Here is a 26,018-nt window from a genome sequence, read left to right as displayed (position 1 = left end):
ACGCCGTACGGGAGATAGGTCGTTATGGTTTCGTTGTCACCAGCCCCGTGCACGCCACTCGGAAAGGTGCGGCCGTTCGGCGCCGAGGGTCGAGTCCTTGCCGTGGCCCGGGTAGAAGACCGTGTCGTCCGGGAAGCGGTCGAACAGCTTGCGCTCGACGTCGGAGATCAGCGACGCGAAGTTCTCCTTCACGCCGCGGGTGTTGCCGACGCCACCGGGGAACAGGCTGTCGCCGGTGAACAGGTGCACGCGGCCCCCGCCCGGCTCCTGGTAGGCCAGGACCACCGACCCCGGGGTGTGCCCGACGACGTGGATCACCTCCAGGCTGTGCCCGCCGATCTCGACCCGGTCGCCGTCGTGCAGCTTGCGGGTCACCACCGGCAGCGGGCCGGCGTCCGCCGTGTGGGCCAGCGACTCGGCGCCGGTCGCGGCCACCACCTCGTCCAGCGCGAGCCAGTGGTCCTGGTGCTGGTGGGTGGTGACCACGGTCCGCAGGCCGGTGTCGCCGATCAGGTCGAGCAGCACCGGGGCCTCGTTCGCAGCGTCGATCAGCAGCTGCTCGACGCCGGTGCTCAGCAGGTAGGCGTTGTTGTCCATCGGGCCGACCGACACCTTGGTCAGCGTGAGCCCGCCGCCCAGGTCACGCGTGTATTCCGGGGCCATCACTTCCACCTCGCAGGCTGGGGCAGCTCGCCGTCGGGCGAGACGGTCAGGTCGGCGCCGTCGGCGCGGCCGGCCAGCCACGCCGCGATCGACCGGGTCGGGCCGCCGATCGCCGGGGTGTTCCCGGCGGGCGTGCCGATCGTGATCGGGTGCTCCACCCCGGCCGGGCGCAGCACCATGGCCGGCGCGGACGCGGGCGGGTCACCGGCGATCTCGCGGAGCAGGCGCAGCGCGAACGCGTCCGACCAGTCCGCCGGGGTGTACCCCCGGCCCAGGTCGACGTGGTGCACCTCGACCTCGCGCAGCCGCGCCCACGGCACCACGGCCGCGGACGGCACGATCGACGGATAGCGGAACGTCCAGGCGGCCGCCGGCATCGCCGCCGCCGCGTCGGCGAAGCGCTCGTGCGCGGCCCGGAGGTCGGCGATCTGCTCGGCCAGCGGACGCCCCGCGCCCTCCTCGATCGCCGCGTCCCGCGCCTCGCGGGACGCGTACGCCGGGGTCTCGGCCCCGGTCCGCGCCCAGATCAGCAGATTCGTGTACGCCTCGGCGTTGCGGGCGAGGTGGGTGAGCACGTGCCCGACAGTCCAGCCGGGCAGCGCCGACGGCTCGCCGATCACGGCGCCGTCCAGCTCCTCGAGGGCTCGGAGCAGGGTTTCGGTGGCCTGGTCCACGTCGGTCATCAGGACCAGCGGATCGATCGTCACACCGAGAACACTAGCCGTGGAATTCACTTTCGCGGGGCTGGGCACGAACCGTACCGTCGGATCTCGAGACGCGCCGCCAGAAGAACCCGCGGAGGAGGTGAGGCACGTGCTTGTCGTCGTTGTCGCGTCCCTTCACCCGGGGGCCTCCGCCCCCACTTCTCGACCGTAAAGGGTTCCGAAATGTCGTACGACCTGTCCCAGCTCGGCTGGGACGAGCTCTTCGCATCCTCGTTCCGTCCCTATGACCGTTCCGACACCGTCCCCGGGCGGGTGCTGCGCGCCGATCGTGGCGTCAGCACCGTGCTGACCGCCGACGGCGTGACCCGCGCCGGCCTGGGCGGGAACGCGCTGCTCGAGGCCGCCCGCGACCCGTCCCTGCTGCCGTGCTCCGGCGACTGGGCGGTGCTGCGCAACTGGCCCGACCGCCGGGTCACCCTCGAACTGGTGCTGCCACGACGCACCACACTGATCCGCCGCACCGCCGACAAGGACTCCTCCGGTCAGGTGCTCGCCGCGAACATGGACACCGTCGCGGTGGTCGAGCCGATCTTCCCCGAGCCGAACGACGCCCGTGTCGAACGGCTCCTCGCCCTCGCCTGGGAGTCCGGCGCCGACCCGGTGCTGGTGCTCACCAAGAGCGACACCACGAGAGACCCCGCAGCGATCGCGCGGCAACTCGCCGCGCTGGCCCCGGACGTGCCGGTGATCCCGGTCAGCGTGCCGACCGGCGCCGGCCTGGACCAGCTCCGCGAGCTCGTGACGCCGGGCCGCACGCTGGCCCTGCTCGGCCGGTCCGGCGCGGGCAAATCGACGCTGGCGAACGCCCTCGCCGGGACGTCGGTGATGCCCGTGCAGACGATCCGCGACGCGGACGGCAAGGGGCGGCACACCACGGCGTTCCGTCAGCTGGTCACGGTTGCCGGCGGCGGGAGCGTGATCGACACCCCGGGCATCCGGGGCGTCGGCCTGCTGGACACGGATTCCGGGCTCGACCGGGCGTTCGCCGACGTGATCGAGCTGGCCGGGCACTGTCGCTTCGACAACTGCCGGCACGAGTCCGAGCCGGAGTGCGCGGTGCAGGCCGCGCTCGCCGACGGGTCGCTCACGCAGCGACGGCTGGCGAGCTGGCGCAAACTGCATCGCGAGGTCGCGGTGGAGAGCCGGCGTCGATCGGTGCGCATGGCCACGGCCCCGCGCCGCCGTCAGCACTGAGGTTCAAGAGCCGCGTTTCCCGTACGGGGTGGGTCCGCCCCCGCCGTACGGCGACGCGATCCTGGGACAGCGGCGGCCGGCCCGCTCACGCCGTACCGCGACATCGTCTTGGATCGGCCTGGTAAAGGTTGACGCACGCCGGATCCGGGCGATTGGCGCGCCCGGATCCGGTGTTCCCGTCGGTGTTACGAGGTCAGCCCCGGCCCTGCTTGGCGTTCGGGTTCACGTGGATGCCCTCGGCGAAGCTGACGATCTCGTCGGCCGACCAGCCGATCCCGTCCCAGACCTGGACCTGCACGTTGATGCCGTTGGCCTGCGGCAGGTACAGCGTGCGGCCATCGGTGTCGCCCTGCTTCTTGACCAGGGTGCCGGTCGCGTCACCGACCTTGACCTTCTCGCCGGCCGGCGTGCCCTGCTCGTCGGCGGACTGCAGCATCACGACGACCTTGCCGACGAAGCTGTTCGGGTCGGTGTCGGCCTCGTTGCCCTGCGGTTCGGCGCTGTTCCGGGGCTTGGCGCCCTTCGGGGCCAGGGTCAGCGCCGACTCGGAGATGCCCTGCACCTCCCAGCCGGCCGGAACCTTGTCGATGGAGAAGCCGGCCGGCTGCTTCCCGGTGTAGGCGACCAGGGAGAACGAGCCGGACGTGGCAGTGGTGGCGGTCGCGGCGGGCTTGGTGCCGCCGGCCAGCGGGCCGGTGCCGGTGGCCGGCCCGGAGGTGGTGGTGAACACGAAGGCCGCGGCGACGGCGGCGACCGCGAAGGCGGAGCCGGTGGCGCCCTGCACCAGCCGGCGGCGGCGCAGGGCGGTGCGGCCGCGGGCCAGGTCGGCGTCGGCCTGCTCGACGGTGGGGGTGCCCGGCGACCCGGCGAGGTCGGCGAGCTGGTCACGAAGATTCGTCATCGTCATGCTCTCTGTGGGGTTCAGCGGTTGGCGAACGAGGGGTTCTGGCCGATGACCACGCGGAGCCGGTCGAGGGCCCGGGCGGTCTGGCTCTTCACCGTTCCCTCGGAGCATCCGAGGGCGTCGGCGGTGTCAGCGATGTCGAGGTCGTAGAAGTAGCGGAAGACCAGCGCCGCCCGCATCCGCGGAGGCAACTGCTTCAGGGCCGCGCGCAGCCCGGCCGCCGTCTCCCCGTCCCTCGCCGGTTCCGCCGCGGGAAGGTCCGGCACGTCTGCCATCGTCTCCTCGCGCCGTCGCCACCAGCGCCGCCGTTCGTCGGTCAACGCGTTGACCAGCACCCGGCGCAGGTAGCCGTCCGGATTGTCCGCCCGCTGGAACGCCGGCCAGGCCACGTAGAGCTTGGTCAGGACCGACTGCACCAGATCCTCCGCCAGGTGGGCGTCGCCCGCCGTCAGCAGAGTGGCGGTGCGCACCAGGCCGGGTCTCCGGGACACCACGAAGCGGTGGAACTGCTCGTCGCGCTCGCTTCTCACGAGTCCTCCTTCGCTGTCACACCTCCCTGACGACCGCCGCCCGCATCGGGTTGCATGAACGACGCCGGCAATCCGGAGTATGGCTCGACCGGCGGCGGAGAGTACCCATCCCGTGCACGTTCCTCCTGCTGGGACTGCCCGGGCCTACTGCTGGGGCGAGGCGGGGGGCTCCGTGATCCCCGGGGCGGCGCCCGGCTCCCACCGGCGCAGCGAGGCGCGGATCGCGTCCGCGTGCGGGCCCTGCTGCCAGGGGCGGGTGCGGGCCAGCACCGCCGGGGCGCCGGAGGCGAGCACGACCATGCGGCCGCGCGGCAGGGCCGCCAGGTCGGCGACCTCCAGGATGCGGCGCCGCTGGGGCTGGACCTGGGTCGAGGAGCTCCACAGCGACCGGCTGTCCTGGGTCTTGGAACGCACGTCGACGTCGTGCTCGCCGATCAGCCGGCTGAGGCCCTCGAGCCACTGATCGTCCTTGACCCCGCCGCCGTAGGTGATGATGTTCGCGGCGCTCCACAGCTTGCGCAGGCCCTCCTCTCCCCAGACGGCCTCGATCTGGCCCGGCGACTGGAAGATGCCGATCAGCGACAGCCCTCTGCTGCCGAAGTGGCTGTAGAGATCCGGCAGATTCTTGATCTTCACGATGTTCGCGCACTCGTCCAGCACGCCGAGCAACGGAGGATCCAGGCGCCGGCCCGGCATCCGGGCGGAGGCTCGTTCCCCGGCCAGCAGCACCGCGTCGGTGAACGCGGCGATCAGCGCCGCCGGGGACCCGGCGCCACCGGCCGACAACAGGTACAGCGTGTCGCGTGACGTGACGAACTGCTCGGTGTCGAACCGCGGGCGCTCTCCCGGCTGCGGGGTGACCCAGCGGGTGACCGATGGTTCGGCGAGCGACATCATCATCTTGCGCGCGACGGCGTAGACCGAGCCGCGAGTACGCTCCGGCAACGCCTTGACGCCCGCCAGGCTGTCCGCGGACAGGTCGTGCCCGGCCCGGCGCAGCACCTGGATCGGCAGCTCGTCGTCGGGTCTCATCAGCCAGCGGTACGCCATCATCAGCGACGGCACCCGCGACGCGGCGGCCGCCAGCAGCAGGCACGCGACGAGTTCCTCACCGGCGGTGTCGAAGTACGCGTCGCCCTTGTCGCCCTCGTTGCGTTCCGCGGCGGCGAAGTGCGAGGCCAGCCGCCGGGCCGCGGTGATGGTGCCGACCCCGGTCAGCGGATTCCACCACCACCCGGGTTCCGCGCCGTCGAGCATCCCCTGCGGGTCGAAGACCCAGACGTCGCCGACCTCGGCGCGCACGTCACGGGTGGCGTCGACCACGTCACCCTTGACCGAGGTCACCAGGACCGGACCGGGAGCGTCCACGATGGCGGGAATCGCCCGCGCTGTCGTCTTGCCCGTCCGCGGCCCCCAGATGTCGACCGCCATGTCCTCCCAGGACTGCAGCAGCGGCCGGCCGCCGGTGACCGCGTCACCGATCACCACGCCGGCGTCGGTGTCGGAGACCCGCCGCTCGTCGTGCAGGCTCGGCCGCAGCCGGCGGGCGTTCCGCGCGACCGTCCCGGCGGTGATCCCGTCGACCTCGCGGCCGCGGCCCATCCGCGACGCGGCGTGATCCACCCGGGTGCGGCGCCGCCGCCAGGCACTCCAGCCCCCGATCCCGGCGATGACCAGAAGGGTGAGCAGCACCAGCTCACCGGCCGCGATGAGCGTGCACGCGAGCGACCAGTCGATCTGGCCACGTGCCAGCCCCACCGGAACCTCGATCGGATTCTGGTTGTCGTAGCCCGGCGGCCGGGCGAGGGCCACCGGCACCCACAGGGCGCCGGCGAGAACGATCAGGAAACCGCCCACCCCGATGATCAGCAGCTCCGCGACCATCGAGCCGCCCCCGGCCGCCGGGCCCTTGCCGCGGCTCATGACTTGTCCACCGGTCGGCGAATGCTCACGATCTTCCTGGCCCAGCTACTGACCTTGCTCGTCTTCACCACGTCGCCCGTCTTCGGTGCCTGGACCAGCCACTGCTCGCCCTTGCTGTCGGTGCCGATGTACATGCCGACGTGCCGGGGGTTGGTGGCCGAGCCGAGGCTGCCCGGGATGAACACCAGGTCGCCGGGTTGCATCGCCGACAGTCCCGGCACCGCGACGCCGGATTTGACCTGCTCGTACGTCACCCGGGGAATGGCCACGCCCGCGGCCGCCCAGGATCCCTGCATGAGGCTGGAGCAGTCCCAGGTGTCGGGGCCGTTGGCACCGAACACGTACCGCTCCCCCAGCTGAGCCAGCGCGAACGACACGGCCGTGCGCTGCTGGGCGTCCGTCGGCAGTTGGTAGCCGTCCGGGAGGCCGGCTGCTCCGTCGTCGAGCCCCGCACCCGGCCCATCGGCGCAGGTCGTCGTCGACCCGGGCAGGAACCGCTGGGTCAGCGTGGTCGCCAGCTGCTCCCACTTGGCGTACTCCCCGCGCAGGTCTGCCCGGGGAATCTGCACGTCGGCGGCCACCTCGGTCAGTGGCCGGGTCTGCCAGTCCGGCTGTTTCACCAGCTTGGCCAGGAAGGCCTTGGTGGATCTGACCGGGTTGCCGGCCACGTCCGCGCCGTAGATGGAGACCCGCTGCTGGAACAGGCCGATCGAGTCGTGGTCGAGCTGCCGGAGGTTGTTGACCAGGCTCGACTCCTGCATCGAGGTGGCCAGCGAGATCACCGCGGCGCGGGCCGGCAACTTCTCGTCCTTGACGACCCCGACGATCAGCTCGGCGTTGGCCAGCTGCTCACCGCTGAGGTCCGTGCCCTCGACCTGCTCCGCGGCCTCGCTCGGAGCCCCGCACGGATTGGCGATGCCGGCCACCGCCGCGGACGCGATCAGGACGATCACCCCGGGGCTGAGCAGGATGCCGAGCACGACGACGAGGAGAAGGTTGCGGGCGCCCCTGCTCATGGCACCGGCGCCTTCGCGGTCTCGGCGACCAGGGCGGTGTTGGTGTCCAGCAGGGGAATCTCCACCGGCGTCCGCACCGTCGTCACCTTGAAGAGACGATCGCCGACCTTCCAGACGGCTCGCCCGTGGCGCTGCCGTGCCCAGCCCGACACCCAGTCCCGCGCGATGTCGCCCAGGCCCACCAGCTCCGAGAGCTCGTCGGCGATGCCGGGGTCCTGCGCGAACATCACCTTCGTGTCGCAGAGCGCCATCATGTCGCGGGCGATGGTGACTTCCTGGCTGCCGGCCGCCCCGACCGACAGCAGGTCGGACGGCTTGTGCGCGATGATCACCTGGATCTCGCCGTCGTTGCGGCTCAGCCGCAGGTCGGCGTCGAGCGACTGCACCGCGCCGACGCCGAGGCGCATCTGGCGCCAGACCTCGTCACGGACCACGATGGTGATCTCACCGGGGCGCCGCATGTCGGTCTGCGCCCGCGACCAGCTGTTGACACAGGCCAGGGCGATACCCACGACCTCGTCGCCCAGATCGTCGAGCCGTTGCAACGACAGCGACTGGATCGGGGCGTTCCAATCCAGGTTGATGTTGGTGAAGTCGTCGAAGAGCCCCGCCAGCGCGCCGCGTACGAGCGAGCCGAGCGCGTCGGTCACCTGCCGGGTCTCGTCGATCATCTGCTGGGTGGTCGCGTACCGGCATTGCCGGGCCAGTTCCTCGGTGGGTCGGGCCAGCATGTCGTGGACCTGGGGGATGGTGACCGTGGTGAGGTGCCCCTCGCCACGGGACCAGCCGGACAGCTCCGCCAGCACGGTGGACATCGCGTTCTCGTCGGCCGGAGTGACCGGCACACCCCGGGCACCGACCAGCGCCTTGAGGAGCACCACCCAGCGGGCGAAGATCAGTGACGCGCGCGTCCGGCGCTCCTCCACCGGCAGCGTTCCCCAGCCCTGTCCCAGCGGGCCGAGATCCAGCGGGTTGATCCGGGCCCCGAGACCGAGGCCCAGCGCGATCGGCTGGACCCCGACCGCCGTGCAGACCTTCTCGTACTCGCCCTTGACGTCGCCGGCGACCAGGGTGCGGGCTCCGAACATCATCATCCGGAGCAGGAACGCCTTGATCGTGGTCGACTTCCCGGCGCCGGGCTTGCCGAAGAAGATCATGTTGGGGTTGGTGACGACACCGTCCAGCAGCCACCCGATGGGGTCGCAGTAGAAACCGCCGGAGGTGAGGCTGTCGTAGCCGAGCAGCGCACCGGTGGGCGGCAGCCCGTTGGCCGTCAGCAGCGGGAAGACCCCGCCGATCTCGGCCGTGGAGGCCCGATAGGCCGTCAGCGGCGCCGGGATCGGCGACCAGCCGAAACCGCGCTGCCGGTGGCCGCGAGCCGGCGCCGCCGGCCGGATCAGGTCGTATTCGGCGCGTCGCCCCACCTGCTCCGGCGCGGCGGCGGCGGCCGGAAGCCGGCCGCCGTGCTCGCCGAGCAGCTCGGCCAGTGACCGTCCGGCGTCACTCCTGGAAGATCTCGCCATCACGCCGCGCTCCGGTCCGGCAGACCGATGCCCAGCGGCAGGCAGGCGGCCACGAAGCCGGTGTCCTGCGCCAGCTCCAGCCGCAGCGGCCGGAAGTGGCACGCCCGCACGGCGGCCTCGAAGGTCGCCGCATGATCCTCGGCCGGCCAGGTCGAGGGCACCGTGACGGCGGCGGCCCCCGCGACCCGCACCATCGTGTGCCCCGCGGCCAGCTGCGACTCGTGGGAGGCGACCTCGGCCGAACGGCGCCGTTGTTCCCGCGACACCCGGAAGCCCCGTTTCCTGCGGACGTCCTCGGCCATCTCCGCCGTCCAGATGTCGCGCTCCACCTCCTTGGAGGCCTTCTGCGGGTTCTGCGGCTCGTAGTGCAGCGCCAGCGTGCGCCGCTCCCCCGGTGTCGACGGGGCCAGCAGCTGCGCCATCGCACCGACCCGGGTCGGCAGGTCCGGCAGCATCAGCGCGTACGAGACCGTGGTCCAGGCATCGTGGACGTACGACCGGGCGGGCGGAGCCGGCGCGTTGACCGGGCCGGCCGCGCCCGGCGGGACCCCCGTCGTGGTGGGCCGGTTGCGTGCCTGCTCCTGACGGGCACGTTCCAGCGTCGCGGCGTCAGCCGGGTTGTACCCGGTGCGGATCGCCCCGGCGACGTCCTCGGTGTGCAGCCACTCCACGCTGGTCGCGCCCATCCCGCGCAGGTGACCCTCCATCTCCTGCAGATGCCGGTAGAGCACCCGGGCACGGCCGACGACCCCGCCACCTGCCTGGGCCGCCTGCCGGCGGATCTTGCGCTCGTCGACGGCGATCGTCACGTAGACCTCGTGCCGGACCGCGGCGGAGGTGACCGCGTTCTCCAACTGCGCGCTGATCTGCGTCACCACCGCCGGGGCGTGCGCCCACCGGTTGTCGGCCAGCCATGCCGCGCGGTGCGCGCCGTCGTCAGGGACCGTGCGAACCACGAACGACACCCGGGAGATCTGCTCGCCGCGGGCCGCGGACGCCAGCAGCGCCCCCAGCTGATCGGCGTAGTGGTTGCGGGTCTCCGCGTCCGCCGCGCCCAGCCCGGGATGCGTGATGCGGGCGACGGCCGCCCACCGGCCGGCCACGGAGTCCTGCAGCACGCAGACCCGTTGCAGCGTGGGCCCGAACGGCGGTCCGTCGTGCATCCGCAGACCGGCCAGCACCCCCGGCAGGTCCGGCTGCCTCAGCTCCTCCGTGGTCGCCGACCCGGTGGCGGCCTTCGACCGCCATTGTGACCAACCCATTGCCTTCCCCCAGGCGTACATGCAGACATCGGTCAGCCAGCGGACCGCCGGCCGGCCCCGGATCGGCACCACCACCAGGGCGATGGCCACCGAGGCGATCGGAATCAGCTCCAAGGTGAGCAGCCAGCGGCTGCGGCCGATGGCCAGCAGCACGGGTAGCGCGACGATCCCGCACAGGATCAGCTGAGGCCCGGTCAGGCCCAGGAACCAGCCGAACCGCTCACGGCGCCAGCCCGAGTACAGGCGGTCGCGCCGCTGCTCACTGACGGCGTTCACGCTCACAGCGCCACCGCCGCGGTCTCCGCCGCGCCGGCGGCGCCGGCGCTGCCACCGCTGCCACCGGCCGAACCTCCGCCACCGCCGGCAGCCGGCGGTTCACCACCACCGTCCGGCACCTGGGGCGGCGCCGCCGGGCTGCCCGCTGACGGCTCGCTCGCCGAACCCCCGGCCGGGGCCGGCACCGGGGCGCTGCTCTCCCCCGCCGGTGCCGTGCCCGCGCTGCCGCCGGCCGTGGACGGGGAACCACCGTCGTCGGCGACGGCACCGGATCCGCTGTCCGCGGAGGGGCCGGCACCGGAGTCCCCGGCATCACCGGGCTCATTGTTGTTGTCGTCGCCGGACTTGCTCGGGTCGCCGCCGGACCGGCCCTTCGAGGAGCCGTTCTGGCTGTCGGGGCCGCCGGGATGCCCGGCTCCCGCCACGTCGAGGATGCCGCTGCCCTTGGCGGCCAGATCCGGCCCCATCGAGCTGAGCGCGCCCATCGCCGCACCGACCGGGCCGAGAGCGGACATCGCCTGGGCGAAGCGGCCCTCGCCGGCCTCCTCGGCGCCGCCCTCCGAACTGTCGGCGCTGCCGCCCTGAGCGCTACGGCCACCGCTCCCGCCGCCGGACACGAAGGCGCGCACGCCGGCTCCGGAAAGGCTGTTGGGGTCGACGAACGCGAACAACTTGAACAGGGCCATGGGGCAGGCCAAGGCGATGATCAGCACGATGCCGGAGACCAGTGCTCCGGCGATGGCGTGCCCGGCGTCCGTGTTCTGCCCGTGGCCACCGGCGGCGGCGATGGCGAGATTCTCGCCGATGACGACGGCGAAGGCCGTGGCCGGTGTCATGAACAGCAGGGCCAGCATCCAGCGCAGCCCGGTCCAGAACATCTGCTTCGCGCTCTCCGAGACCAGACCTGCCGCGAGGATCGCGATCGTGGCGCCCAGGATCAGGATGCCGGCGAATCGTGCAACGGCCTCGATGGCGAATCCGAGCGAGGCCGGGATGACCAACAGCAGCGCGACCAGACCCAGGACCACACCCGACAGGCCCTGTACCCCATCTGCCCACGCTGAGCTCCGCCCGGCGAGGCCCTCCCAGTTGCTCAGGTTGGCCGACTTGAGGATGGCCGTCGTCAGCGCATTGGTGGCCTCGACCATCGCGGCGAGGATGCCGAGGCCCGACGCCGTGATGAACGCGTACTGGACCAGGCCGATGAGGATGCGGGCGAAGCCGCGGCCGCCGGCCAGGACCGCTTTGCCGATCTGCACGAACGTCATCGCGATCAGCACGACCAGGCCGATCCAGATGGTCATGGGCAGCAGGCCGAGGTACGCGCTGTTGTCACCGCTGACCTGCGGCGTGGTGTAGCGGTCGATGAACCCGAAGACGGCCTTCAGGATCTCGATCGAGGCGTTCCACAAGGCTTTCATGGCGCTGTTGAAGGCGTCCTCGGCGAATTCGCCGACCTTGTCACCGGCCCAGCCGAAAAACCCTCCGTTACCCACGGCTGACCACCCGCCACCCGGCGCGCACCGCGTCGGCACTGCCCGGCCAGGCCATCGGCGCCTGGGCGGGCTGGGAACCAGCCCCGATCCACCAGCGGCCGTCGTTCCAGCTCATGCGCTGGCAGTCGCCGAACCCGCCCCGCTCGGTGACGGTCAGGGTGGCGGCGAACTCTCCCAGGACACAGGCCACCACGAAGTCGCCGCCCACCTGCCCCTTGATCTGGCCTTGCACCACCTGGTACGAGGCGCTGACGGTCCGCCCGGCGCCGGAGTCACCCACATGTTCCAGGAACGTGGAGATGCCGGAATACGGGTGCCATTGACGCAGTTCCACAGCTCCCGGCGCGGCGGCCCACCGGTAGATCTCCTCGATCCGCTGCAGGTCCGTCGAGGACAGTGCCGACTCCTCGATGGCCGCGAGCTGCGCCAGCGCCCCCTCCGGTGTCTGGGGGAAACCCGTGGCCACCGGCGGACCACCCACCACGACGGTCTGCGCCGCTTTCGGGAGAACGATCGTCGGGCCTGCGGTCTCCGCCACCAGCGGCTGCGGTTCCACGGCAGACGGGGGCAACTTGAACATGGGTTCTTCGGCCAGCGCGTCCTGCTGCTCCCGCACGGACCCGGTGGCCGTCGCCGGCACTGCCGCCGGCGCCGGCACGGCCGCCGACACGGTGGGACCCGCGGCGACCGGCTGATCCTTGTCGTCGTCGGTCAGCGCCCGGAGCACCAGCATCCCGCCGGCGACCACGAGCAGCAGCACGACCCCTACCGCGACCACCAGAACCGCGACGGCGAGGTTTCGCTTCCTTTGGTTCACTGGCGTGGTCATCCGTTGGTGATCGCCGTGATGATCGAGTAGACACCGACGAAGACCACAGCGCCGCCGAGCGCGCTGAGCAGGATGCCGACGCCGACCTTCGACGCTCCGTGGTTGGCGAAGATCCGGCCACCGGCGATCGCCCCGGCGCCGACGAATCCGGCGGCGATGATGACGGCCAGCACACCCCATTTCAGATAGCCCATGAGCTGGTTGATCGGCTTCTCGGCGCCCGGAGGAGCCTTCGGCGCCGGGTTGTCCGGGGTGTCGGCCAACGGCAGCGACGACAGCTGGTCAAGGACGGAGTGCAGTACGGACACGGAGGGTTCCTCCCCTGGAACAGGACAGATACTGGTCAGGACGAGCGGGAGCGCCGCCAGGACCGCCGCGACGGCTCCGGGACGGGCAGCGCCTCGGTGAAGGGCGGGCCGAGCGTCCGCAGCACCGCGGCCGCGGGAGCGGCGAACTCGGGTGGAGTCGCCTCGCTGGTCCAGCCGTCGACGGCGACACCGGCGTCATGCGGCAGGAAGATCGCGTTGTCGGCCTGAGCGTCGAGCCACCGCCCCATCGACGCCCGGACATGCTCCGGCCACGCCTGAGCGCCGGTCACCACGACCCGCTCCACCGGGGCGCAGCCGATCTTCTCGACGCCGACGTTGTAGCGGTGCAGGATCACCTCGGCCGCCGACGCCGACGGCCACGACCCCTTCATGACCAGCACCGGGCGCACCACCACGGTGTCGAGACCGGACCAGAGCAGCGGCCCCATGCCGCTTTCCGGCGACATCGCGGTCCACATGTCGAACCCGGCGTCGACCACCGTGAGCTGGGCCCGGAAGGGCGCCGAGGCCAAGGCCCAGTCGACCGGCCGGGGGATCTGATCAAGACGCGGCGGCCGCGCGCCCGCCGCGAGCCGCAGGACCCGTACCGAGCCCGAGCCGACGCGGCGGGTTCCCTTCCTGATGAGGAAACCTCCGGGGCCGCCCGGAACGGCGGGACCTTCGGTGTGGCAGACGCCGGCCAGACCCGTACGTGCCGGATCCGCGCTGTCGATCAACTGGACCGCGAGCCCGGCTGCCGCCGCGACGTCGGCCATCGCCAGGGCCACCCCCGACGTACCGGACTGTGGTTGAGCTCCGAAGACCAGCACGACGGTGCCGAGGTATTCCGGAGACGGCGTCGGTTCTGGAAGGGGCACCGCGGCCCGGGCATCCGTCACCGGTTGTGCCATCGCACGGTTCCTGGGTATGCAGAAAAGCCTCGCGGCCAGAGCATCGCGCCTCCCCGAATTCGCGCATGTGGATCACTCTGTCGTCAAGACTCAAGACCATAGCTGATCTGCTCGGTTGACGGCGGTGAGTATTCACAAGCGACCGTCCACGTGACGAACTCCTCATCGGAGGATCACGGCCGCCGCTTCGAGCCCGACCGGATCGGGGTCGCGTGGGCGCCACCTGAACAGTAAGAATGTAGATCCATTGTGACCACGACGGCGGGAGAGAAGCCGATGGCCAACCCTGGTGACCTGAACTTCGGAACCCCGGACCAGCAGGATCAGTTCGACAACGTCCGCGAGAGCCTCCTCTCGCTGATGGGCGTGTGCAGCTCCCGCATCCCCCTTGCCACGCCGGAGCGCGCCGAGTACCTGCGTGCCGAACGGCGCCGCTACGCACGTCTGCTGCGGGAGATCTCCCCGACCGATGAACGCCTGGCCGAGCTCGCCGACGAGCTGCCCAAGCAGTTCGCGAAGCTCACCTCGAGCTGACGTCCCGACTCGAACGAAACGTGACCGGAATGCCCGAGGCTGGAACCTACAAGCTGCCCGACGATCTCGCCGAACAGATCTTCAGAGAGGACATCGTTCCGGAGCGGCTGGAGGCTGAGGCCAGCAGCAATCCCACAGTGCTTTTCGTGACCGGTCAGCCCGGCGCCGGCAAGTCCAAATCCGAGCAGATATTACGCGCGGCTCTCCACTTGACCGATGCCGTCGGCCTCGATGCGGATGACCTGCGGACCTATCACCCGGACTATGAACTGCTCTCGAGGCTGGACGACCGGACAGCCTCCTCGCACATGCACGCCGATGCCCGTCGCTGGCTGGACATGGCGATCGACACCTGCATCCAGCAGCGCGCCGACGTCGTCGTGAGCGCGACGTTCGGCGACCCGCAGAGCGGCGAGCGGCAGATCCAGCGGTTCCGTGAAGCCGGGTACAACGTCGAGGTGGCGGCGATCGGCGTGCACCAGACTCACAGCGAACTCAGCGTGATCAAGCGGTATCAGGATGCCCGTGAGCGTGAGGGATTCGGCCGTTACGTGCCGGAGGACGTTCGTGAGGGCGCCTACGAAGGCCTTTCGGGCACCGTGGAGCACATCGAGACCGGGAAACTCGCTGACGCCGTCTACGTCTACGACCGCGGCGGGCACCAGGCGTACGTCAACCGTCTCGTCGACGGCGAATGGGAGCACCCGCCGGCCGCCTCCGAGGCCCTTCAGCGGACCAGGGAAGAGAACCTGCTCGCCAATGCCCAGTGGTTCGCCGGAACCGCGACCGGCCTGCAGGGATCGTTGCCACCGGACCTGACCCAGCAGGTGGAACGGTTCGCCCAGAACGCGGTGGCCGCGAGCCGGCAGCTCGGCGCCGACCCGGGCACCCAGCAGCTGTACGAGAAGGCCGCGGCCGAGCTGGCGAAGCCGTACGGCATCGACGTCGAGCAGGACGACCGGGAGCCGACCCGCGAAGCCCACCACAGCGACCCCGAACTCGGCGACTGAGGCGTCCGCCACGTCGTCAGCAGAGCCGCCCTGTTCGAGGAACCCGGACCTCGCCGGCCGGCACAGCTGGCCCGGCCCGACGGCCGGGCCCCGTGCTCAGAGCCCTTCGGCGACAGCCGCGGCGACCTGCAGCCAGGCGCGGCGGGTGGCCGGGGCGAGCGCGTCGTACGCGATCGGACCACCGGCGACCAGGGCCGGGTCGTGCGGCACGTCGAGAACCGCGCGGGTGAGAGCTCCGAAGTGCCGGTGCAGCCGCTTGCGCAACTCCTTGTCGACGGTGTCGGCCGGGTCGGCGAGAACCGTGACCGCGTTGGCGACCAGGTCGCCGCGATCGGACTTGTTCAGCGCGTCGGCCATCCACGCCGCACTCTGCGACGTGTCCTCCCGCACCGTGGAGACGATGAGCAACTGGTCCGCGGCGTCGATCGCCGCCTGCCAGTTGCTGGCCCGCATGTTGTTGCCGGTGTCGATCACCGTGATCCGGTAGAAGCGGGACAGGGTGCGGTGCAGTGCGCCGAACGCGTCGGCGTCGATGCTGGCCGCCGACGCGGAGTCCTCGTCCGAGGCCAGGACGTCGAACTGGGCGCTGCCCTGCGATCGGACGTAGTTGTCCAGGTCTCCCACCCGGGCGCTGCGCACGTCGGCGAAGCGCTCCAGATCGTGCAGCAGATTGACGGCCGTGTTGGTGTGCCGGGCCGCGACCGCCCGCCAGCCGAGAGTTCCTCTCGTCTCGTTGTTGTCCCAGGCCAGCACGTACCCACCCCGATGGACGCCGAACGTGGCGGCGGTGAGCAACGTGGCCGTGGTCTTGTGGGCACCGCCCTTCGGGTTCACCACGACAATCGTCTTGGGACCGCGCAGGCTGCGCTGCACCGACGCCACAGCGGTGCGGTGGCGCATCTCCTCCTCCCCCGGCCGCAGCGAGACCAGGCCTCCCGTCGCCCGGCGGACGGCCGCCCGCCAGCCGATCATGGCCGGCCCCGTCGGCGGCGCCGGTCGATCCGCGAGCAGGTCCTCGAGGGTCGGTGGCGCCGGCGCCGGCGCGGGTGCGGCCGGGGCGGCCTCCGGCGCCGGCACCGCGTCCTGCGCCGGGGCGGGGTGCGGCGTCGGTGACGGTCGCGGCGCGGGCCACGGTCGCGGCGCGGGGGAAGGCCGCGGCGCGGGGAGCGGTTCGCCCGGGCCGGCGGCGGTAGCTGCCGGCCCTTGTGGCTCCACCTCGCTGCGCGGGGTGGGCCGGATGCCGGCTTCCTCGTCGTCGCCGTCGGCTGCCCAGAAGTCTGTGCCAGTGCTTGACATTGTTTGCCTCCGACAAAGGGGTGTGATGCGAGGGTTCAGTCCACCGGACTCGCATCGATCCGAAGCGTCGATCAACAATCGCCGACAAGCGATCTTATGTGGATCGGCACCATCGCGCGGGCACCCTGGGCCCCGCAGGACGCACCCGGAACCCATGGCCGACCGGCCGGGCCGCGTCCTGCCGATCACCGCAGGGAGACGAGGACCGAGTGGTGGGGTCCACGGAAGGGCCACACCCGGCCGCTCCCCGTCATCGGCAGATTTCCCGCGTACGCTGGCGGCACAGGCCGTGACCAGCGGAGGCGCCCGTGAATCTGCGACATGACCCGTCCCGGTGGGGTTTCCCGCCGCAGCAGCCGTCCGCGCCGTTCGATCTGCCACCGGGCGGTCCGACGTTCCCGGGCTGGCTCGAGGAGCGGCTCTTCGACCAGCGCATCGTGATGCTGCGTGGCCAGTTGACCGCGGAGGCGTCGACCTCCATCTCGGCGGCGCTGCTCACTCTCGACGCGGCCGGCCAGGCCCCCATCCAGTTGCACGTGGCCTGTCCCGGCGGGGATCTGAGCGCGGCGCTCGCGGTGGTCGACGTGATCGACGCGCTGGTCTCGCCGGTGCACTCCCTGGTGACGGCCGAGGCGGGCGGCGCCGCGCTGGCGGTCCTGGCCGCGGCGGACCGGCGGGCCGCCTATCGGCACGCCCGTTTCCGGCTGACCGAGCCCCGGGCGGCCGGTGTCACCGGAACGGCCGACGAGGTCGCGGCCGCGGCCGGCCAGCACCTCCGCGAGCTGGAGGAGATCGTGGTCCGGCTGGCCGAGGTCACAGGCAAGCCTCGCAGCCGGGTGGAGGACGACCTTTCCGCCGGTCGTTCCCTGAGCGCCGCCGAAGCCCTGGACTACGGCCTCCTGGACGAGGTCGTGACCCCGAAGGCCCGCTGACCGCGGCTCGCAATCGTCACGAATGTGATCCTGGAAACGGGAACGGCCCCGAGCTGAAGCCCGGGGCCGTCCTGGAGAAGCGCTGGGTCAGGACGCGACCTTGACGCCCATCGAACGCGCGGTGCCGGCCACGATCTTGATGGCGGCGTCCAGGTCGTTCGCGTTGAGGTCGGGCAGCTTGCGCTCCGCGATCTCCTTGACCTGGGTGGCGCTGAGGGTGCCCACGTTCTGGGTCAGCGGGTTCGACGCGCCGGACTGGATCCCCAGGGACTTGCGGATGAGGAAGCTCGTCGGCGGGGTCTTGTAGGCCAGCGTGTGGCTGCGGTCCTCGTAGACCGACACGATGACCGGGATGATCTCGCCCCGGTTCTTCGCGGTGGCCTCGTCGTACTCGACCTTGACGGCACGCATGTTGGCGCCGGTCGGGCCGAGCATCTTACCGAGGTCGACCATCGCGGCGTTACCCGCCTCAAGCGCGAGGGTTACCTCATGGGTCTTCTTCTTGGGAGGCATCGGGTAAGGCTCCTTAGGGTGAGCTGCGGGCCGAGACAAACGCAGCTCGCCAGCATCAACGACACACGACAACCCCGAGACCTTACTACCGCTACGACGGGAGGGTCAAAACGGCTGGTAAGCGGGGTCTCGGGTCCGCAGACCAGTGTAGCTCGCGGTCCGGACCGGCTCGGGACCGCCCCGGATCAGTTCGCGTCGCGAAGCAGGATCAGTACTTGTCGCAGAAGCACGACTTCATGAGCGCGCGCACCGAGTCCACGTACTCCGGGTTGGGCAGTTTCTTGGTCTTCATGTTCGCCAGCACGTCGGCCGGGCCGAACTGGTACGCCGAGATCACCAGGTTCAGCAGGCACCACGAGCTGTGCGTCTTGCACTTGCTCGCGCTCAGGTCGAACGTCTTGTCGTTGTCGAACGCCTTCTGTGACATGTACCGCGTCAGCCAGGCGATGTAGTTCGCGCCGGCGGTCGCGTTCTGCTGGTAGTTCCCGACGTCGTAGCTCAACCCGAACCGGTTGTTGATCATGTCGACGGTGTCCGGCATGAGCTGCATCAGGCCCTGCCCGCCGTCACAGTTGAAGACGTTGGTCTGCCAGCCGCTCTCGTGCCAGGCGATCGCCTTGACCAGCGGATAGTTCAGCTTCAGCTGCGGCGCCTCGTTGGTCCAGTAGGTCTTGCCGGCCGCGGTCTTCAGCGCCGCCTTCACCTTGGTCTTGGCGACCGCGGTGCCCTTGGTGGTGGAGCAGGCCGACACCTCGAAGTTGTTCGTCGGGCCGGTCGGCGACGGCTTCGACGTGGGCGACTTCGAGGTCTTGGACGGCTTCGGCGCCGGGGAGGACGTGGTCTCCGCCGGCTCCGGGGTCTCCGTCTCCTCGAGCGTGACCGGCTCCTCGGAGACGGCGACGGAGGCGGCGGCGGTCTCGGCCACCACCGGGGTCGTGCCCGCCGACGACGACTTGTCCTCACCACCGCCGAGCAGGCCGCAGCCGGTCGTCATCATCAGCGCGGCGGCCACCGCCAGCAACCGGATCTTCATCGACGAAACCTTTCCCCGTTCAAGCATCGAGGACGAACGTTAACAGTGGTTGATCACTCCACGGTGACCGGCAAATCGCCCAAACGATCCCAAGGTTCTGGACTTGACCCCGTGTCACGAACGGCAACCTGAGCCGGGGACAATAGAGGCATGCAGACCCGCACCGACCTCCGTAATGTCGCCATCATCGCTCACGTCGACCATGGCAAAACCACCCTGGTCGACGCCATGCTCCGACAGGGCGGTCAGTCCCACGCACGTGGAGAGATGGCCGAGCGCGCCATGGACTCCATGGACCTGGAGCGGGAAAAGGGCATCACCATTCTCGCCAAGAACACCGCGATCAGCTACAAGCCGGCCGAGGGTGACCCGGTCGTCATCAACATCATCGACACCCCGGGCCACGCCGACTTCGGTGGCGAGGTCGAGCGCGGCCTCACCATGGTCGACGGCGTGGTGCTGCTGGTCGACGCGTCCGAGGGCCCGCTGCCGCAGACCCGCTTCGTGCTCCGCAAGGCGCTGTCGGCCAAGCTCCCGATCATCCTGGTGATCAACAAGGTGGACCGGCCGGACGCCCGGATCAAGGAGGTCGTGGACGACACGTACGCGCTCTTCTTCGACCTGGACGCCGACGAGGACCAGATCGAGTTCCCGATCGTCTACGCGTGCGCCCGTGACGGCATCGCCTCGCTCAACCAGCCGGCCGACGGCGCCGTGCCGACCGACAGCGCCGACCTGGAGCCGCTGTTCTCCACGATCCTGAACACGATCCCGGCCCCGACCTACACCGAGGGCGCGCCGCTGCAGGCGCACGTCGTCAACCTCGACGCCTCGCCGTTCCTCGGCCGGCTCGCGCTCTGCCGCGTGCACGAGGGCACGATCCGCAAGGGCCAGACCGTCGCCTGGTGCAAGACCGACGGCACGATCTCCAACGTCCGGATCTCCGAGCTGCTGATCACCGAGGGCCTGGAGCGCAAGCCGGCCGAGAGCGCCGGCCCCGGCGACATCATGGCCGTCGCCGGCATCCCGGAGATCATGATCGGCGAGACCCTGGCCGACGCGGAGAACCCCGTCCCGCTGCCGCTCATCACGGTCGACGAGCCGGCCATCTCGATGGTCATCGGCACCAACACCTCGCCGCTGGTCGGCAAGGTCAAGGGCGCCAAGGTCACCGCGCGCATGGTCAAGGACCGGCTGGACAAGGAGCTGATCGGTAACGTCTCGCTCCGCGTCCTGAACACCGAGCGGCCGGACGCCTGGGAGGTCCAGGGCCGTGGTGAGCTCGCCCTCGCCATCCTGGTCGAGCAGATGCGCCGCGAGTCGTACGAGCTGACCGTCGGCAAGCCGCAGGTGGTCACCAAGGTCATCGACGGCAAGGTGCACGAGCCGGTCGAGCGCCTGACCATCGACGCCCCCGACGAGTACATGGGCGCCATCACCACCCTGCTCGCCACCCGCAAGGGCCGGATGGAGCACCTGACCAACCACGGCACCGGCTGGCTCCGGATGGAGTGGCTCGTCCCGGCGCGTGGCCTGATCGGCTTCCGCACGGAGTTCCTCACCGAGACCCGCGGCACCGGCATCATGCACCACCTCTACGAGGACCACGAGCCCTGGTTCGGCGAGCTCCGCACCCGGCAGAACGGGTCGCTCGTGGCCGACCGCGCGGGTGTGGTGACCGGCTTCGCGATGACCAACATCCAGGAGCGCGGCCAGCTGTTCGTCGAGCCCACCACCGAGGTGTACGAGGGCATGATCGTCGGGGAGAACTCCCGCGAGGACGACATGGACGTCAACATCACCAAGGAGAAGAAGCTCACCAACATGCGGGCGGCGAGCGCCGACAACACCGAGAAGCTGATCCCGCCGCGCAAGCTGTCGCTGGAGCAGTCCCTCGAGTTCTGCCGTGAGGACGAGTGCGTCGAGGTCACCCCGAGCGCGATCCGCATCCGCAAGGTCGTCCTCGACCAGAACGCTCGTGGCCGCGCCGCCGCGCGCCGCAAGCACCAGTAATCACCCACGGCCGCGGCACCGCGCACCGCGGCCACCCGTGATCACCTCCGGTCGTGGTGGCACCGCCGCGTGCCGCCGCCACCGGTGATCACTCACGGTCGTGGCGGCACCGCCGCGTGCCGCGACCACCGGTGATCACTCACGGTCGCTGATTCGCCCCCGCTTTTCCCGGCGGGGGCGTTTCTCATTTCCCGGGTACGTCATCTGTCCGGCCCCCGGCTCGGCGCCCGCAAGCCCCAGCCCGATCCGGCCCGCTGCGCGCCGCGCTCCCCCGGCTGGTTGTCATGGGCGTTATGAGGCACGAATAACGCCCATGACAACCAGCCGGAAAGCACGCGCCCGCCCGCGTGGTCTCCCCGGCCGGCGCTCACGGTGTCGCACTAGACCATGATCAACACTGGGAAACGGGCGAGCCCGGGTGGCCATGCCACCCGGGCTCAGTGCTGATGCCGTACCGAATAGTCTCTTTTGACGGGTGTCAGTGGTCCGCGCTCACGAGCTCCCTTTTACGCTCCCGGGCGGACTTGGCGAGACTGGCGACCGTGGCGATGCCGAGCGTGCCGAGGATCACCAGCAGCGACAGCCAGATCGGGATCTCCGGCGCCCAGTGCAGGCCGTGCCCGTCGTTGATGAACGGCAGGCTGTTCGTGTGCAGCGCCTCGAGGAACAGCTTGACCCCGATGAACGCGAGCACCACGGCGAGGCCGATGTTCAGGTAGACCAGGCGCTCCAGCAGGCCGCCGAGCAGGAAGTAGAGCTGCCGCAGGCCCATCAGCGCGAAAACGTTCGCGGTGAAGACCAGGTACGGCTCCTTCGTGATGCCGAAGATCGCCGGGATCGAGTCGAGCGCGAAGATCAGGTCGGTCGTCCCGATCGCGATCATGACGATCAGCATCGGGGTGAAGAGCCGCTTGCCGGCCGCGGTGACCACCCGGAACTGCCCGTCACCGAACGACGACGAGAGCGGCAGCGCCCGTTTCGCCCAGCGGATCAGCACGTTCTCCTTGAAGTCCTCCTCGTCGCTCTCGCCACCCTTGACGAGCGTCACGGCGGTGTACACCAGGAACGCCCCGAAGATGTAGAACACCCAGGAGAACTGCGAGATCAGCGCCGCGCCGGCCGCGATGAACGCGCCCCGCATGACCAGCGCGAGCACGATGCCGATCAGCAGAACCTTCTGCTGGTAGCGGCGGGGCACGGCGAACCGGCCCATGATGATGACGAAGACGAACAGGTTGTCGACGCTCAACGAGTACTCGGTGAGCCAGCCGGTGTAGAACTCACCGGCGGACTGGCCCCCGGCGACGACCCAGACCCCGACACCGAAGAGCAGCGCGAGCGCGACGTAGAAGGCCACCCAGCCACTGGCCTCTTTCATGGTGGGCTCGTGAGGCCGGCGCCCGATGATCAGAAGATCGACGGCGAGGACGGCCACCAGCGCCACCAATGTGGCGATCCAAACCCAGGCTGAAACGTTCAACGCGAACCTCCGGCAGACACGTGTCGTCGCTGCGCCTTCTCAAGATTCGGAGAAAGTGCAGCGACGTGCGACTGTCGGAGGTCTCTTCCGCCGCGAACGTCCGCGACCCCCGGCCCCGGGTTCCCATCGGCTGGTGACCAGCCGAGCGTTCCGTGTTGACAAGACCGGAGCGGGGGAATACTCCCCTCCCACACAACCATTGTTGCGCATCCAGAGCCCGATCGACACACCGGGCGGCGAAGAGTGGCTCGAATCGCGGTCCAAACCACCCAGGGCAGGCATTACCGGTACGTAAGTCCGGAGTTACCCCGCCTTCACCTTCGTCCAGCCTGTCGGTGGCGCGGAAACATGGCCCTCACCAGCGACTTTGCTCCCTGGAGCCACAACCCCGGGGCGATCCTCATCAGTCGTCCAGACGCACCGGGAACACCTCTGGGCTGCAACGACCGGTGCGGGGTGCCGCCCGTTTCACTCACGTCATCGGACCCGGCCGGCCGCTCGTGGCACACGGGAAACCTTCGGCAGGCATCCTAGTAAGCTAGCCATCTGGTGCGTATGGGACGCTTGCGGGCATGATCCTCGAAGTCACGCTAATCGACATCCTGCCCGGACGAGAGGACGATTTCGTCGCCGCCTACCAGCTCGCCCGGCCGCTGATCGCGGGCGCCGAAGGCTGCCGGGGCCTGCGGCTCAAGCGTGGCACCGAGTCGTCGACCCGTTTCGCGCTGCTGGTGGAGTGGGACTCCATGGAGGCGCAGGACCACAACTTCCGCCGCACCGAGCGCAACGCCCAGTGGCGCGCCTCGATCGCGGCGACGCTCGCCCAGCCGCCGCTCGCCGAGTACTTCACCGATCTTCCGCTGGACTCCGGCCGCCCCGACCCCGACCACGACTTCTTCGCCGCCTGACCCAGCCGCCCAGCGCAGGCCAGTTGGACGGCTCGGGGCCAGTTGGACGGCTCGGGGCAGGTGGACGGCTCAGGCGAGCCGGTGCCGTCGGTGAGGCGAGCCCGCGCAGGCGCCCGGGGCGCTGCAGGCCGGCGAGGCGATGTACGGCCAGCGGGGCGATGCGGGCCAGCCGGGCGCTGCAGGCGGGCGGGGCGACGCAGGCGGGCCGCCCCGGGTGACGCAGGCGCCCCGCGGGCCTGGGTGACGCAACCCGCCCGGCCCTGCGTTGCCGGGCGGGTTGCCGCCTGCCGCTACTTCACGCCGGCCGCGTCCATCCCCCGCATCTCCTTCTTCAGCTCGCCGATCTCGTCCCGGATCCGCGCCGCCAGCTCGAACTGCAACTCCCGCGCCGCCCCCAGCATCTGATCGTTCAGATCCTGGATGAGCTGCGCCAACTCCGCCCGGGCCATGCCTTCGCGTGCGGGCCCGGCCGCCCCGCGAGCCTTGGACCGTGTCTCCGGCACCGGCGCCTTGCCGCGCGACATCTGGCGGCCGGCACCGCCCACCATGGCGTCGGTGTCCTCGGCATCCCGGTAGATGTCATCCAGAATGTCGTGGATCTTCTTCCGGAGGGCCTGCGGCACGATCCCGTTCGCCTCGTTGTGGGCGATCTGCTTGGCGCGACGCCGGTCGGTCTCCTCGATCGCGTTCCGCATCGACGGCGTGATCTTGTCCGCATACATGTGGACCTCGCCGGACACGTTTCGCGCGGCACGACCGATCGTCTGGATCAGCGACCGGCCGCTGCGCAGGAAGCCTTCCTTGTCGGCGTCGAGGATCGCGACCAGCGACACCTCGGGCAGGTCGAGGCCCTCGCGCAGCAGGTTGATGCCGATCAGGACGTCGTAGTCCCCCTTGCGCAGTTCCTTGAGCAGCTCGACGCGGCGCAGCGTGTCCACCTCGGAGTGCAGGTAGCGCACCCGGATGCCGTTCTCCAGCAGGTAGTCGGTGAGGTCTTCGGCCATCTTCTTGGTGAGCGTGGTGACCAGGATGCGCTCGTCCTTCTCCGTCCGGAGCTTGATCTCGTGCATCAGGTCGTCGATCTGGCCCTTTGTCGGTTTCACCACCACCTGCGGGTCGACCAGACCGGTGGGCCGGATCACCTGCTCGACGAACTCGCCCTGCGCCTGCTCCATCTCCCAGTTGCCCGGGGTCGCGGAGAGGAAGACCATCTGGCCGACCCGCTCGAGGAACTCGTCCCACCGGAGCGGGCGGTTGTCGGCGGCGCTGGGCAGCCGGAACCCGTGCTCGATCAGGATCCGTTTCCGCGAGGCGTCGCCCTCATACATCCCGCCGATCTGCGGGACGGTGACGTGCGACTCGTCGATGACGGTGACGAAATCGTCCGGGAAGTAGTCGAGCAACGTATAGGCCGGCTCACCGGGCTGGCGGCCGTCCATGTGCATCGAATAGTTCTCGATGCCGTTGCAGAAGCCGACCTGCCGCATCATCTCGATGTCGTAGGTCGTGCGCATCCGCAGCCGCTGCGCCTCCAGCAGCTTGCCCTGGCGCTCCAGCTCGGCCAGCCGCTCGGCCAGCTCGGCCTCGATGTCGCGGATCGCCCGCTCCATCCGCTCCGGGCCGGCCACGTAGTGCGTCGCCGGGAAGATGATCAGCTCGTCGACCTCGCGGACCACCTCGCCGGTGAGCGGGTGCAGGTAGTAGAGCTTCTCCACCTCGTCGCCGAACAGCTCGACCCGGACGGCGAGCTCCTCGTAGGCCGGGATGATCTCCAGCGTGTCGCCGCGCACCCGGAACGTGCCGCGTTGGAAGGCCACGTCGTTCCGCGCGTATTGGATGTCGACCAGCCGGCGCAGCAGCTTGTCGCGGTCGATCTCGCCGCCGACCTTCACCTTCACGGCGCGCTCGATGTACTCCTGGGGGGTGCCCAGACCGTAGATCGCGCTGACCGTGGCGACCACGATCGTGTCCCGCCTGGTGAGCAGCGACATCGTGGCCGAGTGCCGGAGTCGCTCGACCTCCTCGTTGACCGACGAGTCCTTCTCGATGTAGGTGTCGGTCTGAGCGATGTAGGCCTCAGGCTGGTAGTAGTCGTAGTAACTGACGAAGTATTCGACGGCGTTGTTCGGCAGCAGCTCGCGGAACTCCTTGGCGAGCTGGGCGCAGAGCGTCTTGTTCGGCGCGAGGACCAGCGCGGGCCGCTGCAGCCGCTCGATCAGCCAGGCGGTGGTCGCGCTCTTACCGGTGCCGGTGGCGCCGAGCAGCACGGTGTGCCGGTCGCCGGCGCGGACGCGCCGCTCCAGCTCGTCGATCGCCGCGGGCTGGTCACCGGCCGGTTTGTAGTCGCTGACGACCTCGAACCGGCCGTCGAGTCGTGGGATGTCGAGCGCCATGCCCACCACCGTACGTCGAGGGTATGACAAGTTCCGGCAACGCCCGCCGTGGCCGCGGCGGGCCCCGTGCCGATGGTGCACATTCGGCCGTGTCGTGCGCCGTTGTCGGCCTTTACCCCGACCCCTACTCTGGCGGGGTAGGCCGCTCGCGGCGGCCGACGTGCGCGGTGCGGGCCATCCAACGGTCCAGCCGCGCCGCATCGCGGTCGATGCGCCCCGGCCTCCGGCGAGCGCACCCGCGAGGGTCGCGCAAGATGCGGCCGGCCGCCGCGAGCGCCGTCAAGCTTCCCCACAAGCGCGGCCACGCTCGACCACGAGCGCCACGAACTTGACCACACGCGCCGCC

Annotated in this window: 23 protein-coding genes; 6 read left to right on the top strand and 17 right to left on the bottom strand. The window is 70.3% G+C overall.

Features of this window, described 5'->3' with window-relative positions; translation table 11 throughout:
- Positions 1–36: 36 nt before the first annotated feature.
- Complete coding sequence (locus Acy02nite_RS06360) at positions 37–663, bottom strand: MBL fold metallo-hydrolase (protein WP_203738830.1); 627 nt, start codon at positions 661–663, stop codon at positions 37–39.
- Positions 663–1,370 (bottom strand): maleylpyruvate isomerase family mycothiol-dependent enzyme, encoded by a 708-nt coding sequence (locus tag Acy02nite_RS06355; RefSeq protein ID WP_203738829.1) that lies wholly within the window; start codon positions 1,368–1,370, stop codon positions 663–665. Before Acy02nite_RS06355 ends, Acy02nite_RS06360 begins: the two co-directional genes overlap by 1 nt.
- A 180-nt stretch (positions 1,371–1,550) precedes the next feature.
- Between Acy02nite_RS06355 and rsgA the strand changes: the two genes are divergently transcribed.
- Positions 1,551–2,582 (top strand): ribosome small subunit-dependent GTPase A, encoded by a 1,032-nt coding sequence (gene rsgA / locus Acy02nite_RS06350; protein WP_203738828.1) that lies wholly within the window; start codon positions 1,551–1,553, stop codon positions 2,580–2,582.
- Positions 2,583–2,775: 193 nt separating this feature from the next.
- Here rsgA and Acy02nite_RS06345 read toward each other — a convergent pair whose 3' ends face one another.
- From Acy02nite_RS06345 to Acy02nite_RS06300, 10 genes are all read right to left on the bottom strand, one after another.
- The gene (locus Acy02nite_RS06345) at positions 2,776–3,483 is read right to left on the bottom strand and encodes a hypothetical protein (protein ID WP_203738827.1); all 708 of its coding nucleotides are present in this window, start codon (positions 3,481–3,483) and stop codon (positions 2,776–2,778) included.
- A gap of 20 nt (positions 3,484–3,503) precedes the next feature.
- Positions 3,504–4,016 carry a SigE family RNA polymerase sigma factor gene (locus tag Acy02nite_RS06340; RefSeq protein ID WP_203738826.1) on the bottom strand — a complete coding sequence of 171 codons (513 nt, stop codon included), beginning with the start codon at positions 4,014–4,016 and terminating at the stop codon, positions 3,504–3,506.
- 144 nt (positions 4,017–4,160) lie between these two features.
- On the bottom strand, positions 4,161–5,939 hold the full coding sequence (locus Acy02nite_RS06335; protein WP_239174289.1) for a type IV secretory system conjugative DNA transfer family protein: 1,779 nt from the start codon (positions 5,937–5,939) through the stop codon (positions 4,161–4,163).
- On the bottom strand, positions 5,936–6,955 hold the full coding sequence (locus tag Acy02nite_RS06330; protein ID WP_203738825.1) for a C40 family peptidase: 1,020 nt from the start codon (positions 6,953–6,955) through the stop codon (positions 5,936–5,938). Before Acy02nite_RS06330 ends, Acy02nite_RS06335 begins: the two co-directional genes overlap by 4 nt.
- Positions 6,952–8,478: a putative type IV secretion/conjugal transfer ATPase gene (locus Acy02nite_RS06325; RefSeq protein WP_203738824.1), complete on the bottom strand. Its 1,527-nt coding sequence runs from the start codon at positions 8,476–8,478 to the stop codon at positions 6,952–6,954. The genes Acy02nite_RS06330 and Acy02nite_RS06325 overlap by 4 nt, the downstream gene beginning before the upstream one ends.
- A complete protein-coding gene (locus tag Acy02nite_RS06320) occupies positions 8,478–10,022 on the bottom strand; it encodes an SCO6880 family protein (RefSeq protein ID WP_239174287.1) in 1,545 nt (514 codons plus the stop codon). The genes Acy02nite_RS06325 and Acy02nite_RS06320 overlap by 1 nt, the downstream gene beginning before the upstream one ends.
- On the bottom strand, positions 10,019–11,512 hold the full coding sequence (locus tag Acy02nite_RS06315) for an ICP22 family protein (protein WP_203738823.1): 1,494 nt from the start codon (positions 11,510–11,512) through the stop codon (positions 10,019–10,021). Before Acy02nite_RS06315 ends, Acy02nite_RS06320 begins: the two co-directional genes overlap by 4 nt.
- Entirely contained in the window at positions 11,505–12,341 is an 837-nt protein-coding gene (locus Acy02nite_RS06310) for a hypothetical protein (protein ID WP_203738822.1), read from the bottom strand. The genes Acy02nite_RS06315 and Acy02nite_RS06310 overlap by 8 nt, the downstream gene beginning before the upstream one ends.
- Positions 12,338–12,649: a hypothetical protein gene (locus Acy02nite_RS06305; protein ID WP_239174285.1), complete on the bottom strand. Its 312-nt coding sequence runs from the start codon at positions 12,647–12,649 to the stop codon at positions 12,338–12,340. The genes Acy02nite_RS06310 and Acy02nite_RS06305 overlap by 4 nt, the downstream gene beginning before the upstream one ends.
- Before the next feature lie 35 nt (positions 12,650–12,684).
- On the bottom strand, positions 12,685–13,560 hold the full coding sequence (locus Acy02nite_RS06300; protein WP_203738821.1) for a hypothetical protein: 876 nt from the start codon (positions 13,558–13,560) through the stop codon (positions 12,685–12,687).
- Between the two features lie 276 nt (positions 13,561–13,836).
- On the opposite strand from Acy02nite_RS06300, the gene Acy02nite_RS06295 reads away from it, so the two are divergent.
- Together Acy02nite_RS06295 and Acy02nite_RS06290 are read left to right on the top strand one after the other, a co-directional pair.
- Positions 13,837–14,094, top strand: coding sequence for a hypothetical protein (locus Acy02nite_RS06295; RefSeq protein ID WP_203738820.1), 258 nt, complete (start codon positions 13,837–13,839; stop codon positions 14,092–14,094).
- 29 nt (positions 14,095–14,123) lie between these two features.
- On the top strand, positions 14,124–15,104 hold the full coding sequence (locus Acy02nite_RS06290) for a zeta toxin family protein (RefSeq protein WP_203738819.1): 981 nt from the start codon (positions 14,124–14,126) through the stop codon (positions 15,102–15,104).
- Positions 15,105–15,200: 96 nt separating this feature from the next.
- On the opposite strand, the gene Acy02nite_RS06285 is transcribed toward Acy02nite_RS06290, so the two are convergent.
- Positions 15,201–16,400 carry a MinD/ParA family ATP-binding protein gene (locus Acy02nite_RS06285; RefSeq protein ID WP_239174283.1) on the bottom strand — a complete coding sequence of 400 codons (1,200 nt, stop codon included), beginning with the start codon at positions 16,398–16,400 and terminating at the stop codon, positions 15,201–15,203.
- A 308-nt stretch (positions 16,401–16,708) separates the two neighbouring features.
- Between Acy02nite_RS06285 and Acy02nite_RS06280 the strand changes: the two genes are divergently transcribed.
- A complete protein-coding gene (locus tag Acy02nite_RS06280) occupies positions 16,709–17,332 on the top strand; it encodes an ATP-dependent Clp protease proteolytic subunit (RefSeq protein ID WP_203738818.1) in 624 nt (207 codons plus the stop codon).
- Between the two features lie 87 nt (positions 17,333–17,419).
- On the opposite strand, the gene Acy02nite_RS06275 is transcribed toward Acy02nite_RS06280, so the two are convergent.
- Together Acy02nite_RS06275 and Acy02nite_RS06270 are read right to left on the bottom strand one after the other, a co-directional pair.
- Complete coding sequence (locus Acy02nite_RS06275) at positions 17,420–17,845, bottom strand: uL11 family ribosomal protein (protein ID WP_203738817.1); 426 nt, start codon at positions 17,843–17,845, stop codon at positions 17,420–17,422.
- Between the two features lie 208 nt (positions 17,846–18,053).
- On the bottom strand, positions 18,054–18,878 hold the full coding sequence (locus tag Acy02nite_RS06270) for a lytic transglycosylase domain-containing protein (protein ID WP_203738816.1): 825 nt from the start codon (positions 18,876–18,878) through the stop codon (positions 18,054–18,056).
- Positions 18,879–19,028: 150 nt separating this feature from the next.
- Here Acy02nite_RS06270 and typA point away from each other — a divergent pair, with 150 nt between their 5' ends.
- The gene (gene typA, locus Acy02nite_RS06265; RefSeq protein WP_203738815.1) at positions 19,029–20,891 is read left to right on the top strand and encodes a translational GTPase TypA; all 1,863 of its coding nucleotides are present in this window, start codon (positions 19,029–19,031) and stop codon (positions 20,889–20,891) included.
- A gap of 478 nt (positions 20,892–21,369) precedes the next feature.
- On the opposite strand, the gene Acy02nite_RS06260 is transcribed toward typA, so the two are convergent.
- On the bottom strand, positions 21,370–22,371 hold the full coding sequence (locus tag Acy02nite_RS06260) for a TerC family protein (RefSeq protein ID WP_203738814.1): 1,002 nt from the start codon (positions 22,369–22,371) through the stop codon (positions 21,370–21,372).
- Between the two features lie 572 nt (positions 22,372–22,943).
- Here Acy02nite_RS06260 and Acy02nite_RS06255 point away from each other — a divergent pair.
- Positions 22,944–23,279, top strand: a complete 336-nt coding sequence (locus Acy02nite_RS06255; RefSeq protein ID WP_203738813.1) for an antibiotic biosynthesis monooxygenase family protein — start codon at positions 22,944–22,946, stop codon at positions 23,277–23,279.
- Between the two features lie 290 nt (positions 23,280–23,569).
- Here Acy02nite_RS06255 and uvrB read toward each other — a convergent pair whose 3' ends face one another.
- Positions 23,570–25,672 (bottom strand): excinuclease ABC subunit UvrB, encoded by a 2,103-nt coding sequence (gene uvrB, locus Acy02nite_RS06250; RefSeq protein WP_203738812.1) that lies wholly within the window; start codon positions 25,670–25,672, stop codon positions 23,570–23,572.
- Between the last annotated feature and the right edge of the window lie 346 nt (positions 25,673–26,018).

The organism is Actinoplanes cyaneus (genome assembly GCF_016862095.1).
GTDB lineage: Bacteria > Actinomycetota > Actinomycetes > Mycobacteriales > Micromonosporaceae > Actinoplanes > Actinoplanes cyaneus.
The sequence above is the reverse complement of the archived record's forward strand: the minus strand, read 5'-3'. Positions and strand labels throughout refer to the sequence as shown.